Source organism: Actinomadura sp. NPDC048032, from assembly GCF_040653175.1.
Lineage (GTDB): Bacteria > Actinomycetota > Actinomycetes > Streptosporangiales > Streptosporangiaceae > Spirillospora > Spirillospora verrucosospora.
In genome coordinates this window covers 1-16205 of sequence record NZ_JBEZJP010000056.1, presented here as the reverse complement: position 1 = coordinate 16205, position 16205 = coordinate 1, and the positions used below count along the sequence as shown (strand labels likewise).

The window sequence follows — 16205 nt, the reverse complement described above, 5'->3', positions numbered from 1 at the left end:
GGGCATGCGCCTGAACCGGGGTCCCCTGCCCGCCGCGGTCCGCGACGAACTCGCGCTGGAACGCGGTGAACGCGTCCTCGCGGCGGCCCCCACCCGCGGCGGCTCGTACGTCACCGCCACCCTCCTCGCCCTGCACGTGCCGACCCCCTCGGGCGGCTTCACCCGCATCCCCTGGGAGCGCGTCGACCACGCCACCTGGAAGGACGGCTGGCTGCACGTCAAGGAGACCTCCGGCGGCGCCGAGCACCACGTCCGCCTCACCGACCCCGGCTCGGTGCCCGAGACCGTCCGGGAGCGCGTCACCGCCACCATCGCCGTCACCCACCACGCGACCCTCCCCGGAGGCGGGAAGGTGCGCATCGCCGGCCGGCGCCCCGCAGCCGGCGGCGATGTGCGCTGGACGTTCGTCTTCGACGCCGGGCTGGACCCGTCCGACCCGGGCCTGCGGGCCCAGGCCGAACAGGTCCTCGAAGACCTGCGCCGTCAGACCGGCCTCTAGCCGGGGTACGGCTGCTCCTCCTTGCGGCCGCCCGTGACCTGCTCGGGCACCCGGTCCTTCAGGTGCCCCGCCTTGTCCCGCGCGGCCCCGGCGAACGTCTCACCCTTCGACCGGATCTTCCCGGCCGCCTCCTGCACGTTCGGGTTCTCCGACACCTGCTTGGAGAGCTGCTTGATCTGCTCGTACCGCTCGCGTCCGGCCTTCGTCCCGAAGACGTAGCCGACCGCGGCGCCTGCCATGAACATCGTGCGAGCCTTCATGTCCAACTCCTACTGACGGCGGAATCGTGACACCCCCTATACCCGCCCTCGCCGCCTCAATCCCCGCGCGTGCGCGAACAGCCCCGGACATGCGCTAACCTAGACCCGCCGCCAGGGGCCGCCAGGCACCGGCGGACGCACGATCCCGCGTAGCTCAATCGGCAGAGCAGCCGGCTGTTAACCGGCAGGTTATTGGTTCGAGTCCAATCGCGGGAGCCGAGGCGGCTTCGCCTGCTCGCCGACCTTTGGTCGGCTTCGCCGGGGCCCGCTGTGCCAGCCCGGGGGGCGACCCCCCGGAACCCCCCGGTGGGGAGCTTCGCTCCCCGGCTCCCGGTTGCGGTCTCTGATTCTGTTCGGGTAGGCCGCTGGTTGCGGCTTCAGGGCGTGTTCGAGGCCACCGATAGTTTTTCCTTCCCTCTCGGAGATACCCAGGCCGGGCGCCATTCCACCTCGGATTCGGTGGGGTGTGGTCAGCGTAGGGAGGCGGCCAGGGCCAGGAGGTCCGCTGGTTCGCCGCGGGGGCTGATGAGGAGGTCGGTGACGCCTGCTTCGGCGAAGCGGCGCAGTTCGCGGGTGATCGTTCTCTCGTCTCCGGCGATGACCGTCTCGTGGACGCCGGACAGGCCCTGACGGTCGAGGACCGCGCGGTAGGCGGGGAAGTCCGACACGGCGCCCAGCTGGTCGGCCAGGTCGCGGCGGACGGCGTCCGGGTCATCGGTGAGGGCCACTATGGTGCCCGCCAGTACGCGTGGCGCGGGGCGTCCTGCGGCTTCGGCGGCCTTGGTGATGGACGGGACGATGTGGTCGGCGATCGCGTCGGCGCCCACCCACGTCGTCACGGTGCCGTCGGCCAGTTCGCCCGCGATGCGCAGCATGGCCGGACCAAGGGCTGACACCAGCACGGGCGGCGGGGTCACGCCGGGTGCGTCCAGTGTGCCTACCGCGGTCAGCGTCTCGCCGCGGTAGTCGACTTCCTCGCCGCGCAGCAGAGGGCGCAGGGCCGACAGGTACTCGCGGACGTGTCGCGCCGGGCGTTCGTAGGCGATGCCGTGCGATCCCTCGATGACCTGCGGGTGGCTCGGGCCGATGCCGAGAGTGAAGCGACCGCCCGTCATGGCCTGTGCGGTGAGCGCCTGGCTGGCCAGCGCGAGGGGGTGGCGCGGGTAGGTCGGGACGATCGCCGTGCCCACCTCGATGCCGGGGACCTCGCGTCCGGCGAGCGCGGCGGTCATGAGCGCGTCCCAGGAGCCCGCGTGCCCGAAGAAGACGCTGTCGAGCCCGGTGTCCCGGGCCAGGCGTACCTGCTTCACCAGGTCGTCCAGGGGGGCCAGTCCGGCGATGGTGAACAGTCCGATGCGCATGAGCCGCTCCAAGGTGAATCGGATCTTCCGGTTCTGGTTGTGCAGGATAACCTGAATCCTCTGTTCCGGTTACCTCGGGAGGAGGACGATGCGGGCCGACGCCAAGCGCAACCGCGAGCGGATCGTCTCCTGTGCCCTCGACCTGTTCGCCGAGCGGGGGCCCGGCGTCAGCATGGAGGAGATCGCGCGGGCGGCGGGCCTCGGCGTGGGGACCCTCTACCGGCATTTCCCCGACCGGCGAGCACTGGTCGAGGAGATCGCGACCAGTTCGCTCCGGTGCCTGGGGGCGGAGATCCGGCGGCTTCGCGGGCAGGAGCTTCCGCGCTGGGAGGCGCTGACCCGGGTCGTCGCCTTCTGCGCCGGTCAGCCGTTCGCGCTCGTGAAGGCCGTCGCGGACGGTGATTCGCCGCCGGAGGAGCGGCTTGCCCTGCAGGACGAGGTCGACGGCCTCCTCCGGGGGCTCATGCGAGAGGTGCAGGAGGAAGGCGCGATGCGCGATGACATCAGCCCGGTGGAGGCCGTCGAGATCCTCAGCACCGCCGTCTGCCGTCCTGGAGCCCGGGAGGACGACGCCGTCACCCGCGTGATGCTGGACGGGCTCCGGGCGAAGGCGTCGGGCCGATGACGGACCGGGTTTGCACGGTGCTCCGAATGATCTGATATGTCAGGCGGGGTGCGGCCGGTCGGCAGTTGGGCGCCAATTCGATCTCATTTCCCCGTGAAAACTCTGGCGGTGTTTTCCCCGTATCGCCCGCTCGGGTCGGTGGATCTCATGGCCGGAGGCGGACGTCGTCCGCCGGGTGCGCGCGGGCTTCGCGCGAGTAGCGTGTTTCGCAGGCTTCTATGAGTCCCTCGGTCAAGTGGCTTGCGGGGTGCGGGTGGCTATGGGGAGTAAAGAAGATCAAGAAATGCGGCGGAAGGTTCTCGCGGAACTCCAGGAGGAGCTCCGGCAGAAGCCGCTGACAATCGGCGTGGTCGGTGTTTCCGGGGTCGGGAAATCCACTCTGGTGAACACCCTGTGCAATACCGAGCTGCCGACGAGCCCCACCGTGGCCTGTACGAGGGAATTCGAGAGCCAGGACGTCAGCATCACCGTGCGGGGCGGGATCGTCGACGGCCACCGGACGAAACTGAGGGTCGTCGACGCGCCGGGGCTCGGGGAGAGCGTCGAGCAGGACCCCGGCTACCTGGAGATGTACCGGAGCGAGCTTCCGAAGTGCGACGTCGTGCTCTGGCTCAGCGCCGCCCGGAACCGGGCGATCGCCCTGGAGCAGCAGTACATCGCGGAACTCCTCGGGGTGAACGACCGCATCGTCTTCGGTCTCAGCCAGGTCGACCTGATCGACCCCCTCGACTGGAACGCCGAGGTGAACCTCCCTTCCGGCGAGCAGCTGAAGAACATGCGGGAGATCTGTCGCGACAGGGCGGGCCGTTTCTCGCGGACGATCGGGGCGCCCGTCGAGTTCGTGCCCGTCTCCGCCGGCAGGCGGTACAACCTCCAGCCGCTCTTCTCGGCTCTTCTGGAAAAGGTTCCCGACGAGCGCGCCTGGATATTCTCGGGCGTCAAGGCGTTCACCGCGGGGGACTGGGTTCCGGAGAAGTACCGGGGAAAGGTCATGAGGGGTGCGGACGGGGTCGGAACTTCCAGGAAGGGGGCGGGGCTGCTGAAGTTCCTCCGCGGTGAGTGACGGGGCGAGACTTCGGCGGTTTTTCTCTGGTGCGGTGGTGGCGGAGGCTCTCCGATGGAGATCCGTCGCTGACGGAGTTGCAAGGGGTGAACAATGGCGGGCTCCGAAGAGAACATGATCCGCAATGAGCTGGATCGCTACAGCGCGAGCGAGCAGCTGGAGATCGCGCGCACGCGGTCCTCGCTCGAGGAATGGGCCAGGAGGATCAAGCTGCTCAAGGACATCGCGATGTCGGTCGCGGACATCGTGAAGGTGGCCAAAGAGCTGCTGGACTGGTGGAACAACCGGAGGTGACGGGGCACTCCACCACCGTCTCCCGACGCCCCGGGCGGACGTCCCGGTTGCGGCGCTCATGCCAGGCTGTGATCTCGCAGCCTGGCATGGCGGTTCTCCAGGCGACGACGGAGAACCGGACGTGTCACGGCGGGGCGGACAGGTCGGGTCCGCAGGAGTCCAGGTCGGGCACGACACCGAGCCAGGCGCGTACCTCCGCCGCCAGTCCGGTGTCCGCGATGAGGTCGACGATGGGTGCGAGGCCGGTCAGTGCTCGCTGCATGTCGATGAGCCGATGCGTGTCGCGGTACTCGTCGGTTTGGGCCAGGGCCCGCAACATGGCGCCGATGTCCTCGCCGGGGCGGGCGAAGTCGTCCTCGGTCAGCGGGATCGAGCGGAGATGCGCGGCGCGGTCGACCGCCTCCTGGCGGCTCATCGTGAAACCGCCGAGGACCCGCCGGGCGATGCCGTCCGGCCGGAGGACCTCCGGCAGATCCGCGATCTCGTCGCCGGCCTCCTGGGCCGCCATCGACAGCCAGACGAGGTCCTCGACGGCGTGCGCCAGCGGGAACCCCTGTTCCAGTGCCCACTCGATGAGCGAGGCGGCGAGTTCCGCATCGGCGGCCGGTCTCTGGAGCGGCCATCCCGCGCGCTGCCAGCGCACGTCCCGCACCCCTGCCTCGACCAGGCTCAGCCACCAGTAGAACGGGCTGATGTTCGATGGCTGGTTGTCCAGCAGCCACTGCTTGCGCAGAGGCGGATCGATATCGAGAAGGCGGTAGAACACGAAGTCGGTCATGTCGCCAGCCGATCTTCCTGAGGGGCCGCAGCGTGAGAGGTCCCACGCATTATCCCCACGAATCGGATCCCTCGGCAGACCGTCGGGGGTTCGGGCGTTCCCTGGTCCGTGCCGTCGGGGCGCCCCGCGGTCCTCCCATACGGCGGGATGGTCGTTTCGGGGGTGATGATCGGGTAAGTGGGAGGCGACGTGCCATGCGGAGGGGGGCTGCGGCGGCATGCTCGCGCTGGTTCTCGCTTATGCCGTCGTCGCGGTCGCCGTGCCCTGGGCGCTCGGGCGTCGCCGGCGTGTGATGGCGTGCGCCGCGGCGGTGCTGCCGGCGGTGACGGCCGGGTGGGCCGCGGCGCAGGTCGGGAGGGGCACGCTCACGGCGAGGCTGGACTGGGCGCCGGAGCTCGGGCTGGTGTTCGACTTCCGCCTGGACGCGCTGTCCATCGTGATGCTGCTGCTGATCGGCGGAGTGGGGGCCGTCGTCCTGTGCTACGCGGGCTGGTACTTCGACCGTCCCGAGAGGCTGATGATCGGGACGCTGGTCGCGTTCGCCGGGGCGATGACGGGCCTGGTGCTGGCCGACAACCTGCTCGTCCTGTACGTGTTCTGGGAGCTCACCACGGTCAGTTCGTTCGTGCTCATCGGCGCGACCCGGCCGGAGCGGGCGGAGGACCGGCGGGCGGCCGCGCAGGCGCTGCTGACGACCACCGCGTTCGGGCTGGTCATGCTCGCCGGGTTCGTGCTGCTCGGACAGACCGCCGGGACGTACCGGATCTCGGCGATGGCCGCCGATCCGCCGAGCGGTTCCCTGGCGACGGCCGGGCTGGTGCTGGTACTGCTCGGGGCGTTCGCCAAGTCGGCGCAGGTGCCGTTGCACGCGTGGCTGCCCGCCGCGATGGTGGCGCCCACTCCGGTCAGCGCCTACCTGCACGCCGCGGCCATGGTGAAGGCCGGCGTCTACCTGGTGGCGCGGCTGACGCCCGCGTTCGCCGGCGCCGGGGTGTGGCGTCCGCTGGTGGTCGGGGTCGGGCTGCTGAGCCTGCTGACGGGCGGGGTCCTCGCGCTGCGGCAGCATGACCTGAAGCGGCTGCTCGCCTACGGGACGGTGAGCCAGCTCGGTCTGCTGATGGTCCTGCTGGGGGACGGGACGCGGACGGCCGCGCTGGCGGGCACGGCACTGCTGCTGGCCCACGGCCTGTTCAAGGCGCCGCTGTTCCTCACGGTCGGGACGGTCGAGCACGAGACGGGGACGCGGCGCGCCGATCGGCTCTCGGGCGCCTGGCGGCGGCTGCCGGTGCTGGCGGTCGCGGCGACGGCGGCCACGGCGTCGATGATCGGGCTGCCGCCCTTCCTCGGCTTCGTGGCCAAAGAGGCTGCTCTGGAGGCTTTCGCTCACGGCGGCGTGGACATCGCCGTCCTCATCGGGGTCGTGGCGGGATCTGCGCTGACCGTGGCCTACGGCTTGCGGTTCCTGTTCGGTGCGTTCGGCGGGCGGGCCGAGGTCACGCCTGGAGGGCACTGGGGTCTGGTCGGGCCCGTCGTGGTCCTCGCTGTGGCCGGGTTCGCCCTGGGCGTTGCTCCTGGCGCGATGCAGAAGCTCGCCGGGCCCTACGCGGACACGCTGCCCGGGGACGGCGAGTACGAGCTCGCCCTGTGGCACGGGCCCGGATCGGCGCTGTGGCTTTCCGTTGCCGCGCTCGTGGCGGGTGCCGCGGTGTTCGTCCTCTTCGGACGGACGTTCCCCGTCAGGCGGCCGCGGTGGCGGTTCCTGGACGCGCAGCGCGGCTACGACGGGACGGTGGAGGGGATCCTCGCCGGGGCGCACGGGGTCACCGCGCGCGTGCAGATCGGTTCGCTGCCCTTCTACCTCGGGGTGATCGGGGCGATGGCGCTGGTGGTGCCCGGCTCGGCGCTGGTGGCGGCTCTGGTCCGGGGGACGGGGCCGGACGTTCCGTGGGACCGGCTGCGGGCGTGGGACGACCCGGCGCAGGTCGTCCTCGCCGTGGTCGTGATCGGCTGCGCGCTCGCTGCGCTGCGGGCCCGCCGGAGGCTGACGGCCGCGCTGCTGCTCGCCGGGACGGGCTACGGGGTCGGCGGGCTGTTCGTGGTGCAGGGCGGTCCCGATCTCGCGCTGACGCTCTTCGTCGTGGAGACCCTCTCGCTGATCATGCTGGTGCTGGTGCTGCGGCGGCTGCCCGTCCGGTATCCGCCGAGGCGCCGCACGGGGTCGGCCAGGGCGGTCGCCGGGGCGGTCAGCGTGTCCCTGGGCGGATTCGTCGCGCTGTTCCTGGTGGTGGCGGCGCTGAGCCGGGACACCCGCCCGGTCGGGCCCGGATACGCCCGGCTCGCGAGCGAGACGGGGGCCAAGAACGTCGTGAACGCGATCCTCGTCGAGATGCGGGCGCTCGACACGCTCGGCGAGATCGCGGTGCTGGGCGTCGCGGCGATGGGCGTCGTCGGGCTGGTGACCAGCGGGCGGCGGCTGCCGAGCCCGTCCGGCGGCGAGCGCGGCCCGGGGGAGGCGGGGAGCCGCTGGCTGGCGACGCCGGGGCGGCCGCCGCTGGGCGGATCCTCGGTGGTGCTGGAGGCGGCGGCGCGGCTCCTCGGCCCGACGATCCTGGTGTTCTCCCTCTACCTCCTCGTCGCGGGGCACGGCTCCCCGGGAGGCGGGTTCGTGGGCGGGCTGGTGGCGGGCATGGCGTTCGTGCTGCGCTACCTTCCGGGCGGCCGGCGGGAGTTGGCGACCGCGCTGCCGGTGCGGCCGAGCGTCCTGATCGGCGGCGGCCTCGGGCTCGCGGTCGCCACGGGCGCGGCCGGCTGGACGGCGGGCGGTTTCCCGCACGGCGAGTTCCTCCAGGGCGAGGTCTGGCACGCGTCACCGCCCGTCCTCGGCGAGGTCGAGGTGCCGACCAGCCTGTTCTTCGACATCGGCGTGTACCTGGTGGTCCTCGGGCTGGTGCTGACGATCCTCACCACGCTCGGGGCGAGCCTGGAGGACGAACCGGACGAGGAGGAGGCGTGACCGGGCCCGCGCTCGTCCTCGTGCTGACCGTCGCCGTGCTGTTCGCGGCCGGGTTCGACCTGCTGATGCAGCGGTCCCTGATCCGCGTCGTGGTCGGGTTCATGCTGCTCGGGCACGGGGCCAACCTCGTCCTGCTGCTGGCGGGCGGGGCCGCGGGCGCGCCGCCGCTGCTCGGCGGGAAGCGGGAGGGGGCGATGGCCGACCCGCTGCCGCAGGCCATGGCGCTCACCGCCATCGTGATCACGTTCGGCGTCACGGCGTTCCTGCTGGCGCTGGCCTACCGGAGCCGGCGGCTGCTCGGCGAGGACGAGGTGCAGGACGACGTCGAGGACCGCCGGATCTGCGCCGAGCGCCGCCGCGCGTCGTGGGACGCCCCGCCGGAGCGGCACGACCCGCTGGAGGAGGACGAGTGAACGTCCTGCTCCCCCTGCCGTTCGCGCTGCCGCTGCTGGGCGCGGCGCTCGCGATGATCAGCCGTCGCCGCCGGTCCTGGCTGCGGGTGCTCGCGCCGCTCGTCGGGGCGGGGGCCGTGGCGGCCTCCGTGGCGGTGCTGGTCGCCGTGGCCCGGGACGGCGTCGTCGCCGTCCAGGTCGGGGGATGGGCCGCCCCGCTCGGGATCACGCTCGTCGCCGACCGGCTGTCGGCGCTGCTGCTCGTGGTGGCCGGCACCGTGCTGCTGGCGATCATGCTGCACGCGGTGGCGGAGGGCGCGGGCGCGCTGGAGCGCCGGAGCGAGCCGGGGGTGTTCCATCCCGCGTACCTGGCGCTGACCGGCGGCGTCGGCCTGGTGTTCCTCGCCGGTGACCTGTTCAACCTGTTCGTCGCGTTCGAGGTGATGCTCGCGTCGAGCTACGTGCTGATGACCCTCCAGCCGACGGCCGAGCGCCTCCGGGCGGGCATGACCTACACGGTCGTCAGCCTCACGTCCTCGATCATGTTCCTCACCGCGCTCGGCCTGACCTACGCGGCGGCCGGGACGGTGAACCTCGCCGACCTGTCCGAGCGCGTCCCGGCGCTCCCGGCGGGCACCCGCACGGCGCTCGGGCTGCTGTTCCTCGTGGTGTTCGGCATCAAGGGCGCGATCGTGCCGATGCACCTGTGGCTGCCCGACGCCTACCCGGCCGCCCTCACCAAGGTCACCGCCGTGTTCGCCGCGCTGCTGACCAAGGCCGCGGTGTACGCGCTCATCCGCGTCGAGACGCTGGTGTTCCCCCGCGAGCACGGGTCGTGGGTGATGCTCGTCCTCGCCGCCGGGACGATGGTCGTGGGCACCCTCGGCGCGCTGGCGAACGAGGACATCCACCGGGTGTTCTCGTTCACCCTCGTCGGCCACATCGGCTACATGCTCTTCGGCCTGGCGCTGTTCAGCGTCGCCGGGCTCACCGGGGCGATCCTCTACCTCGTCCACCACATCGTCGTGCAGGCGACGCTGTTCCTCGTCAGCGACCTCATCCAGGCCCGCACGGGGGAGACGTCGCTGCACCGGCTCGGTGGCCTCGCCCGGCTGTCGGCCCTCATCGCGGTGCTGTTCTTCATCCCCGCGATGAGCGTGAGCGGGGTGCCGCCGACGTCCGGTTTCGTCGCGAAGCTCGCGCTGTTCCAGGCGGGGCTCGGGTCGGGGCGTCCGCTGGCGTACGCCGTCACGGGCGTCGCGGTGCTCGCGAGCCTGCTCACGCTCATGGCGATGGCGCGGATCTGGGTGCTCGGGTTCTGGCGCCCCCGCCCGGAGGAGGCGGGCGAGCCGCCGGCCGCCGAGCCCTACACGCGGGGCGGGGTGCGGGTCATGCAGGCCGTGACCGCCGCGATGGTCGCCGGGGGCCTGCTCATCGCCCTGTTCGCCGGGCCGCTGTCGGCGTGGAGCGCGCGGGCCGCGGCCGACCTGGTGGATCCGTCGGCCTACCGGCGGGCCGTGCTGGACGGGAGGACGCCGTGAGGAGGACGCTCCGCAGGATCGGGGCCCGGCTGGGCATGGCGGCGTGGCTGCTCGCGGTCTGGGTGCTGCTGTGGGGGCGGGTCGACGCCCTCGTCGTCGCGGGCGGCGTCGTCGCCGTGGTCATCGCCTACGCGGTGAGCCGGCTGCCGGCCGTCCCGCTCGTCAACAGGATCCGGCCGCTGCGCCTCGCCGAGGCCGCCGCGGAACTCGCGTGGGACCTGTTCGCGTCGAGCGTGGTCATCGGCTGGCACGCGCTGCGCGCACCGCGCCGGGTCAGGGGCGCCGTCATCGAGGTGAGCGCCCGGACGCGTTCGGAGCTCGTCCTGCTCGTGGTCACGACGAGCATCTCGCTGCGTCCCGGCACCCTGCTCGTCGATCTCGACTGGGAGCGGTCGATCCTGCGCATCCACGGCATGCCGGTCCGGGACCGCCGGGAGGCCGACGCCGCGCGCGACGGCGTGCTGCGCACGGAGCGCAGGCTGATGCGGGCCCTCGTGACCCCCGAGGACACAGCGAAGAGAGAGGAACAGGGATGACCGTCGTCTACACCGTCACCATGACCCTGCTGGGCGCGGCGATCCTGATGACGGCCGCGCGGCTCGTCCGCGGCCCGACCTCCTTCGACCGGATCATGGCCGTGGACGTCCTGGCGGTCCTGCTGGTCAGCGGCATCGCGGTGCACTCGGCCGTCCGGGGCGAGCCCGCGCTGTCGACGATCCTGGTGGCCGTCGTGCTGCTCGGGTTCGTCGGGTCGGTCACCGCCGCCCGCCTCGCGGCGCGGCGGGAGGAGGGCCGGTGACCGCCGGCGACGTCGTCACCGCCGTCCTGCTTCCCGCGGGCGCCGCGTTCTGCGCGGTGGGCGCGCTCGGCGTGCTGCGGTTCCCCGACCTGCTCACCCGGCTGCACGCCGCGACCAAGCCGCAGACGATCGGGCTCGTGCTCGTCCTCGCGGGCGCCGCGCCCCAGGCGGGCTCCGTCGCGGCCGCCGCCCCGCTGCTGCTGGTCGCGGTCTTCCAGCTGATCACCGCGCCCGTCGCGGCCCAGACGATCGGCGCCGCCGCCTACCGCGCCGGCGTCCTCGACCGGTCCGTCCTCACCATCGACGAGACGGGCCGCGAGCCCTGACCGCGCTCACTCCTCGGTGGCGGGGCTGCCGCCCGCGACGACCTCGGCGAGCAGGTCCTCCTCGGTGGCGCCGCGCCGCCAGTAACCGGTGAAGGTGACGGCGCGGCGGTCCAGGCCGCGCTCGTTCACCAGGTGCCGCCGCAGCGCCTTGACCACGGCGGACTCGCCCGCGATCCACGCGTAGGCGCCGTCCGGGACCGCCGCCGCGCGCACGGCGTCGAGCAGGCCGCCGGGGGTGACCCAGGAGATCCGCGCCTCGGAGGCGGTCGGCAGGTCCTGCCGGTCGCCGGGATCCGGGACGTCGATCCAGACCTGCGCGGGCGTCCCGGCGGGCAGCCAGGCGAGGTTGCCGGCGATGGCGGGCAGCGCGGTCAGGTCGCCCGCCATGACGACGGGGGCGCCGGGCGGCGGCCGGAAGTCGTAGCCGCCGTTGTCGGGGCCGGTCGGGCCGAGGACGGTGACGCGGTCGCCGGGGCCCGCCCCTGCGGCCCAGCGGGCCGCCGGGCCGGACGCGCCGTCCATGTGCAGCGCGAAGTCGACGTCCAGCTCGCCGGGGCGCTTGTCGCGGACGGTGTAGGACCGCATGATGCCGCGCACGGCCGGGTCGAGCGCCCGCCAGTCGGCGAACCACGTGTCGCCGCCGCTGCCGCGCGGCATCACGGGGGCGTCCTGGTGGGGGTGCGGAAGGAAGATCTTGAACCGCTGGTCGCGCCCGCCGGTGACGAAGCCGTCCACGGACGCGCCGCCGAAGGTGATGCGAGCCATGGACGGGCCGAGCCGCTCGGACCGCAGCACGTGCAGGTCGAAGAAGGCGTACGGGTGCGCCGGGGTCTTCGGCATCGCGGCCTCAGCCCGTCTTCTTCGCCGACCGGAGGGACGCGGCGAGCGCTTCGAGGATCGGCGCGCAGCCCTCGTAGGAGAAGCGGGGCTCGGGCTGCCACGCGATGACCTGGTTCGCCTTCACGGCGGGCAGGTCCTTCCACGACGGTTTCGACCCGAGGTCCTTGGGCTGGAGCGCCTGCGTGCGGGAGTCGAGCATGATGACGTCCGCCGTGTACTTGTCGGCGTTCTCCCAGCTCAGCTCCTCGAAGTAGCCGTCCTTGCCCGGCTTCTCCGGGACGATCAGGTCGACGCCGAGCTCCTTGAAGTAGATGAGGTCGGTGTTCTTCCCCGGGCTGGAGGCGTAGAAGAGGTCGGGGCTCGCGGACGCCGCCAGCACCTTCAGCCCCGGCTTCGCCTTGGCCGCCGCGCGCAGCGCCTCGGCGGCCCTGTCGAACCTGGCCTTGGCGGCGGTCACCTTCGCCGACTTCGGGTCGGCGCCGAGCGCGGCGGCGAGGGCGGCGGTGCGCTCGATCGGCTTCGGCAGCGCGACGGCGCCGGTGGAGATGGCGACCGAGTCCGCCAGCGCGAAGATCTTGTCCTTGCTCTCGGCCGGGACGTAGAACAGGTCGCCCGGCACGAACATGTTGTCGACGAGGAGCTCGGGGCGCAGCGCCGCGTACTTCTCGATGTTGAACTCGCCGTAGGCGTTGCCGATGATCTCCAGGCGGTCGACGGGCAGGTTCCCGGCCTGGGGGTCGGGCCTGCCGTCCTTGAGCTTCGTCGGGCCGAACACGCCGACGATCTGGCGGTCCACACCGAAGTCGTAGAGGGCGGCGGCGGTGCCGACGTAGCCGACGACGCGCTGCGGGCGCGCCTTGAGCCGCACGCGGGTGCCGCGGTCGTCGGTGAACGTCCAGGCGCCGCTGCCCGGCGAGGCCGTGCCGCTCGCGTCGTCACCGCCTCCGCACGCGCTGATGAGCGCCCCGAGGGCGAGGGCGCCGCCCGCGCCGAGCAGGCCGCGGCGGGTGAGGTGCTGTGCCCCGATGTTCGACATCTCCGACGTTCTCCCAAATCAAGTTGCATGGCCGGATGGTCGGCCGATGGGAGCTTAGGTTAACCTAACCTAAGATCTTGTCCAGAGTGGGGACCGTCACGTGGTCCCCGGCCGTCCCCCGGAGCCCCCCACGTGTTGACGACGAAGTCGCCGCCGGTCACACCGCCCGCGGAGCCGGCGGCAGCCCGGCGACCGCAGGGCGCGCGATGGGCCGCCGGACTCGTCGGCGCGCTGCTGCTCCTCCTCGCCGCCGTCGTGCTGAGCCTCGGCGTCGGAGCGAAGCCGCTGCCGCCCGGACAGGTGTGGGACGGGCTGTTCCACGCTGATTCGGCGGCGTACACGCTCGTCCACGAGATGCGCCTGCCGCGCACCCTGCTCGGGCTCCTCGCGGGGACGGCGCTCGGCCTCGCCGGCGCGGTGATGCAGTCGCTCACCCGCAACCCGCTCGCCGACCCCGGCCTTCTCGGCATCAACGCGGGCGCCGCCGCCGCGGTCGTGTCGGCCATCTCCTTCCTCGGCGTCACCTCGTTCACCGGGTTCGTGTGGTTCGCGTTCGCCGGAGCGGGCGCCGTCGCGGTGCTGCTCTACGCGGTCGGGGGCGGGCGCGCCGCCACCCCGGCCCGGCTCGCCCTCGCGGGCTCCGCGCTGAACGCCGCCCTCTTCTCCTACGTGAGCGCGGTGCAGCTGCTCGACACCGCGTCCCTCGACCGGATGCGCTTCTGGACGGTCGGGTCGCTCGCCTCCGCGCAGGGCTACACCGTCGTCCGCGTCGCGCCGTTCGTCCTGGTCGGGCTGGTCGCCGCGCTGCTGCTGGCGCGCCCGCTGAACGCGATGGCGATGGGCGAGGACGCCGCCCGCGCGCTCGGCGCCGACCCGGGACGCGTCCGGGTCACCGCGATCGTCACCGTCACCCTGCTGTGCGGCGCGGCGACGGCGGCGTGCGGGCCGATCATCTTCGTGGGGCTGATGGTGCCGCACCTCGTCAGCGCCCTGACCGGGCCCGACCTGCGCCGGCTGATCCCGTTCTGCGCGGTCCTGTCGCCCGCCCTGATGCTCGCGGCGGACGTCTTCGGGCGCGTCGTGGTGCGCCCGTCCGAACTCCAGGTCGGCGTGGTGATGGTCGTGGCCGGCGGGCCGGTCTTCCTGTACTTCGTCCGCCGGGCCGGGAGGCCGCGCTCATGAGCAGGGGGCCGCATTTCGCCGTCGTCCGGACGCCCGCGGTGTCGTTCCGGTTCCGGCCGCGCGCTCTCGCCGTCGCGGCGCTCTGCCTCGCCGTCGCGCTCGGGACGGGCGTGCTCCTCATCGGCAGCGGCGACTTCCCGATCAGCCCCGCCGACGTCGTGCGGACCCTGGCGGGCCGGGGATCGCCCGCCGACTCGGTCATCGTGAACGAGATCCGGCTGCCGCGCGTGGCGGCGGGGCTCGCGATCGGCGCCGCGCTCGGGCTGGCGGGCGCGATCTTCCAGTCGCTGGTCCGCAACCCCCTCGGCAGCCCCGACATCCTCGGCTTCAGCCAGGGCGCCGCGACCGGCGTCCTCGCCGTGATCGTGCTGACCGGCGCCGGCAGCGTCGCGGTCGCGGCCGGCGCGGCCGGCGGCGGCCTGCTCACCGGCCTGGTCGTGTACCTGGTGGCCGGACGGCACGGCGCGCACGGGCAGCGGCTCATCCTCGTCGGCATCGGCGTCGCCGCGATCCTCACCGGCGTCAACGGCTACCTGATCACCCAGGCGGAGATCACCGACGCGGCCCGCGCCGTGCTGTGGCTGACCGGCAGCCTGGACGGCCGCGACTGGGCGGACGCCGCGCCGGTCATCGCGGCGCTCGCCGTGCTCGGGCCGCTCGTCCTCGCCGGCTGCGGGCGGGCGCTGCGGATGCTGGAGATGGGCGACGACGCGGCGCACGGGCTCGGCGTGCCCATCGAGCGGGTCCGGGTGCTGCTGCTGGCCGCGGCCGTGCTGCTGACGGCGCTCGCCGCGGCGGCGGCCGGGCCGGTGTCGTTCGTCGCGCTGACCGCACCGCAGCTCGCCCGCCGCCTCACCCGGACGGCGGGCCCCAACCTGCTGCCGGCGGCGTGCATGGGCGCGGCGCTGATGGCGGCCGCCGACTGGGCGGCGCAGCGCGGCTTCCCCGGCCACCAGCTCCCGGTCGGCGTGGTGACCGGGCTGCTCGGCGGCGGGTACCTGGTCTGGCTCCTCGTGACCGAACGCAAGACGGGACGGATGTGATGAAGGACGCGACCGCGCGGCTCGCCGGCGCCGGGCTCACCCTGGCCTACGACAAGCGCACCATCGCCGAGGACCTCGACGTGGCGGTCCCGGAGGGCTCGTTCACGGTGATCGTGGGACCGAACGCGTGCGGCAAGTCGACGCTGCTGCGCGCGCTGGCGCGGATCCTCAGGCCCTCCGCCGGGACGGTCGTGCTGGACGGCCGCCCCATCGCCGACTGGCCCGCCAAGAAGCTCGCGCGCACGCTCGGGCTGCTGCCGCAGTCGTCCATCGCGCCGGAGGGGATCACGGTCGCCGACCTGGTCTCGCGCGGCCGGTATCCGCACCAGAGCCTGCTGCGGCAGTGGTCCAGGGAGGACGAGCGGGTCGTCGCCGAGTCGATGGCCGCGACCGGCGTCGGGGACCTCGCCGACCGGCATGTGGACGAGCTGTCGGGCGGACAGCGGCAGCGGGTCTGGATCGCCATGGTGCTCGCCCAGCAGACGCCGCTGCTGCTGCTGGACGAGCCGACGACCTACCTGGACATCGCGCACCAGATCGAGGTGCTCGACCTGTGCGCGCGGCTGCACGAGGAGGGCAGGACGGTCGTCGCCGTCCTGCATGATCTCAATCACGCCGCCCGCTACGCCACGCACATGATCGCGATGCGGGACGGCCGGATCGCGGCGGAGGGCGACCCGTCCGCCGTCGTCACCGCCGACCTGGTGGAGCAGGTCTTCCGGCTGCCGTGCCGGGTGATCGACTGCCCGGAGACCGGGACCCCGCTGGTCGTCCCGGCGGCCCGCGCCCGCATCGCCGCCCCGCGCTAGCGCGCGCCGCCCGGCGGGGGCACGCCCGGAATCGTTGTAGCCTTCTAATGGTTGTAGGGCTATAACGATTGGAGGCGGCGTGCCCGAACTCAGTCCCCGGCGCCGGCTGGCGGTACTGGCCATCTGCTGCCTGAGCCTGCTCATCGTCAGCCTGGACAACACGATCCTGAACGTCGCGCTCCCGTCGCTGCAGCGCGACTTCCACAGCTCGCTGTCGGGCCTCCAGTGGACGATCGACGCGTACCTGATCGTCCTGGCGTCCCTGCTGCTGCTCTCGGTGGCCCCGGCCCCCGAGGCCGGCGACCAGGTCGTGGAGGAAGAGGGCGCCAAGGTGTACCTGGAGC

18 protein-coding genes, 1 tRNA gene and 1 pseudogene are annotated in these 16205 nt (G+C 72.9%); 15 read left to right on the top strand and 5 right to left on the bottom strand.

The features are described from left to right. The first annotated feature begins 4 nt into the window (after positions 1 to 4). Entirely contained in the window at positions 5 to 499 is a 495-nt protein-coding gene (locus AB0C69_RS10840) for a hypothetical protein (RefSeq protein ID WP_345174526.1), read from the top strand. Here AB0C69_RS10840 and AB0C69_RS10835 read toward each other — a convergent pair. After that, positions 496 to 759: a YtxH domain-containing protein gene (locus AB0C69_RS10835; protein WP_179843081.1), complete on the bottom strand. Its 264-nt coding sequence runs from the start codon at positions 757 to 759 to the stop codon at positions 496 to 498. The two genes, AB0C69_RS10840 and AB0C69_RS10835, sit on opposite strands and share 4 nt — an antisense overlap. 143 nt (positions 760 to 902) lie before the next feature. Here AB0C69_RS10835 and AB0C69_RS10830 point away from each other — a divergent pair. After that, positions 903 to 975 (top strand) — tRNA-Asn (locus AB0C69_RS10830). 254 nt (positions 976 to 1229) lie between these two features. On the opposite strand, the gene AB0C69_RS10825 is transcribed toward AB0C69_RS10830, so the two are convergent. Continuing rightward, positions 1230 to 2120, bottom strand: a complete 891-nt coding sequence (locus AB0C69_RS10825) for an LLM class F420-dependent oxidoreductase (RefSeq protein WP_360352471.1) — start codon at positions 2118 to 2120, stop codon at positions 1230 to 1232. 88 nt (positions 2121 to 2208) lie between these two features. Here AB0C69_RS10825 and AB0C69_RS10820 point away from each other — a divergent pair, with 88 nt between their 5' ends. The 3 genes from AB0C69_RS10820 (at position 2209) to AB0C69_RS10810 (ending at position 4102) form a co-directional block, all read left to right on the top strand. Further along, entirely contained in the window at positions 2209 to 2745 is a 537-nt protein-coding gene (locus AB0C69_RS10820) for a helix-turn-helix domain-containing protein (RefSeq protein WP_360352469.1), read from the top strand. 283 nt (positions 2746 to 3028) lie between these two features. Beyond that, on the top strand, positions 3029 to 3808 hold the full coding sequence (locus AB0C69_RS10815) for a GTPase (protein ID WP_360352467.1): 780 nt from the start codon (positions 3029 to 3031) through the stop codon (positions 3806 to 3808). 93 nt (positions 3809 to 3901) lie between these two features. Beyond that, complete coding sequence (locus tag AB0C69_RS10810) at positions 3902 to 4102, top strand: hypothetical protein (protein ID WP_360352465.1); 201 nt, start codon at positions 3902 to 3904, stop codon at positions 4100 to 4102. Between the two features lie 124 nt (positions 4103 to 4226). Here the strand turns inward: AB0C69_RS10810 and AB0C69_RS10805 are convergent, their stop codons facing one another. After that, a complete protein-coding gene (locus AB0C69_RS10805) occupies positions 4227 to 4880 on the bottom strand; it encodes a hypothetical protein (RefSeq protein ID WP_360352463.1) in 654 nt (217 codons plus the stop codon). 217 nt (positions 4881 to 5097) lie between these two features. On the opposite strand from AB0C69_RS10805, the gene mbhE reads away from it, so the two are divergent. From mbhE to mnhG, 6 genes are read left to right on the top strand one after another with little or no spacing between them, the layout of a single operon-like run. Continuing rightward, on the top strand, positions 5098 to 7893 hold the full coding sequence (gene mbhE, locus AB0C69_RS10800) for a hydrogen gas-evolving membrane-bound hydrogenase subunit E (RefSeq protein ID WP_360352461.1): 2796 nt from the start codon (positions 5098 to 5100) through the stop codon (positions 7891 to 7893). Beyond that, positions 7890 to 8306, top strand: a complete 417-nt coding sequence (locus tag AB0C69_RS10795) for a Na(+)/H(+) antiporter subunit C (RefSeq protein WP_345174538.1) — start codon at positions 7890 to 7892, stop codon at positions 8304 to 8306. The genes mbhE and AB0C69_RS10795 overlap by 4 nt, the downstream gene beginning before the upstream one ends. After that, positions 8303 to 9826 (top strand): Na+/H+ antiporter subunit D, encoded by a 1524-nt coding sequence (locus tag AB0C69_RS10790; protein ID WP_360352459.1) that lies wholly within the window; start codon positions 8303 to 8305, stop codon positions 9824 to 9826. Before AB0C69_RS10795 ends, AB0C69_RS10790 begins: the two co-directional genes overlap by 4 nt. After that, positions 9823 to 10362, top strand: a complete 540-nt coding sequence (locus tag AB0C69_RS10785; protein ID WP_360352457.1) for a Na+/H+ antiporter subunit E — start codon at positions 9823 to 9825, stop codon at positions 10360 to 10362. Before AB0C69_RS10790 ends, AB0C69_RS10785 begins: the two co-directional genes overlap by 4 nt. Then, on the top strand, positions 10359 to 10625 hold the full coding sequence (locus AB0C69_RS10780) for a monovalent cation/H+ antiporter complex subunit F (RefSeq protein ID WP_345174543.1): 267 nt from the start codon (positions 10359 to 10361) through the stop codon (positions 10623 to 10625). The genes AB0C69_RS10785 and AB0C69_RS10780 overlap by 4 nt, the downstream gene beginning before the upstream one ends. Then, positions 10622 to 10951, top strand: coding sequence for a monovalent cation/H(+) antiporter subunit G (mnhG, locus tag AB0C69_RS10775; protein WP_345174544.1), 330 nt, complete (start codon positions 10622 to 10624; stop codon positions 10949 to 10951). The genes AB0C69_RS10780 and mnhG overlap by 4 nt, the downstream gene beginning before the upstream one ends. 6 nt (positions 10952 to 10957) lie before the next feature. Here the strand turns inward: mnhG and AB0C69_RS10770 are convergent, their stop codons facing one another. Continuing rightward, positions 10958 to 11791, bottom strand: coding sequence for a siderophore-interacting protein (locus AB0C69_RS10770; protein WP_360352454.1), 834 nt, complete (start codon positions 11789 to 11791; stop codon positions 10958 to 10960). Positions 11792 to 11798: 7 nt separating this feature from the next. After that, complete coding sequence (locus AB0C69_RS10765; protein ID WP_360352452.1) at positions 11799 to 12827, bottom strand: ABC transporter substrate-binding protein; 1029 nt, start codon at positions 12825 to 12827, stop codon at positions 11799 to 11801. Positions 12828 to 12959: 132 nt separating this feature from the next. On the opposite strand from AB0C69_RS10765, the gene AB0C69_RS10760 reads away from it, so the two are divergent. The 4 genes and pseudogenes from AB0C69_RS10760 to AB0C69_RS10745 all read left to right on the top strand — a co-directional run. Beyond that, entirely contained in the window at positions 12960 to 14009 is a 1050-nt protein-coding gene (locus AB0C69_RS10760) for an iron chelate uptake ABC transporter family permease subunit (RefSeq protein ID WP_360352450.1), read from the top strand. Further along, complete coding sequence (locus AB0C69_RS10755; RefSeq protein ID WP_360352448.1) at positions 14006 to 15052, top strand: iron chelate uptake ABC transporter family permease subunit; 1047 nt, start codon at positions 14006 to 14008, stop codon at positions 15050 to 15052. Before AB0C69_RS10760 ends, AB0C69_RS10755 begins: the two co-directional genes overlap by 4 nt. Beyond that, positions 15052 to 15861: an ABC transporter ATP-binding protein gene (locus AB0C69_RS10750; protein WP_345174554.1), complete on the top strand. Its 810-nt coding sequence runs from the start codon at positions 15052 to 15054 to the stop codon at positions 15859 to 15861. Before AB0C69_RS10755 ends, AB0C69_RS10750 begins: the two co-directional genes overlap by 1 nt. 79 nt (positions 15862 to 15940) lie before the next feature. Beyond that, a pseudogene (locus AB0C69_RS10745) lies at positions 15941 to 16205 on the top strand (MFS transporter); the annotation flags it as partial.

What these genes read in the sequence shown, in the direction of transcription:
- AB0C69_RS10770 (WP_360352454.1), bottom strand. Translation starts at nt 11,791, where the DNA reads ATGCCGAAGACCCCGGCGCACCCGTACGCCTTCTTCGACCTGCACGTG.
- AB0C69_RS10835 (WP_179843081.1), bottom strand. Translation starts at nt 759, where the DNA reads ATGAAGGCTCGCACGATGTTCATGGCAGGCGCCGCGGTCGGCTACGTC.
- AB0C69_RS10750 (WP_345174554.1), top strand. Translation starts at nt 15,052, where the DNA reads ATGAAGGACGCGACCGCGCGGCTCGCCGGCGCCGGGCTCACCCTGGCC.
- AB0C69_RS10780 (WP_345174543.1), top strand. Translation starts at nt 10,359, where the DNA reads ATGACCGTCGTCTACACCGTCACCATGACCCTGCTGGGCGCGGCGATC.
- AB0C69_RS10765 (WP_360352452.1), bottom strand. Translation starts at nt 12,827, where the DNA reads ATGTCGAACATCGGGGCACAGCACCTCACCCGCCGCGGCCTGCTCGGC.
- AB0C69_RS10815 (WP_360352467.1), top strand. Translation starts at nt 3,029, where the DNA reads ATGCGGCGGAAGGTTCTCGCGGAACTCCAGGAGGAGCTCCGGCAGAAG.
- AB0C69_RS10805 (WP_360352463.1), bottom strand. Translation starts at nt 4,880, where the DNA reads ATGACCGACTTCGTGTTCTACCGCCTTCTCGATATCGATCCGCCTCTG.
- AB0C69_RS10755 (WP_360352448.1), top strand. Translation starts at nt 14,006, where the DNA reads ATGAGCAGGGGGCCGCATTTCGCCGTCGTCCGGACGCCCGCGGTGTCG.
- AB0C69_RS10840 (WP_345174526.1), top strand. Translation starts at nt 5, where the DNA reads ATGCGCCTGAACCGGGGTCCCCTGCCCGCCGCGGTCCGCGACGAACTC.
- AB0C69_RS10810 (WP_360352465.1), top strand. Translation starts at nt 3,902, where the DNA reads ATGGCGGGCTCCGAAGAGAACATGATCCGCAATGAGCTGGATCGCTAC.
- AB0C69_RS10825 (WP_360352471.1), bottom strand. Translation starts at nt 2,120, where the DNA reads ATGCGCATCGGACTGTTCACCATCGCCGGACTGGCCCCCCTGGACGAC.
- mbhE (WP_360352461.1), top strand. Translation starts at nt 5,098, where the DNA reads ATGCTCGCGCTGGTTCTCGCTTATGCCGTCGTCGCGGTCGCCGTGCCC.
- AB0C69_RS10820 (WP_360352469.1), top strand. Translation starts at nt 2,209, where the DNA reads ATGCGGGCCGACGCCAAGCGCAACCGCGAGCGGATCGTCTCCTGTGCC.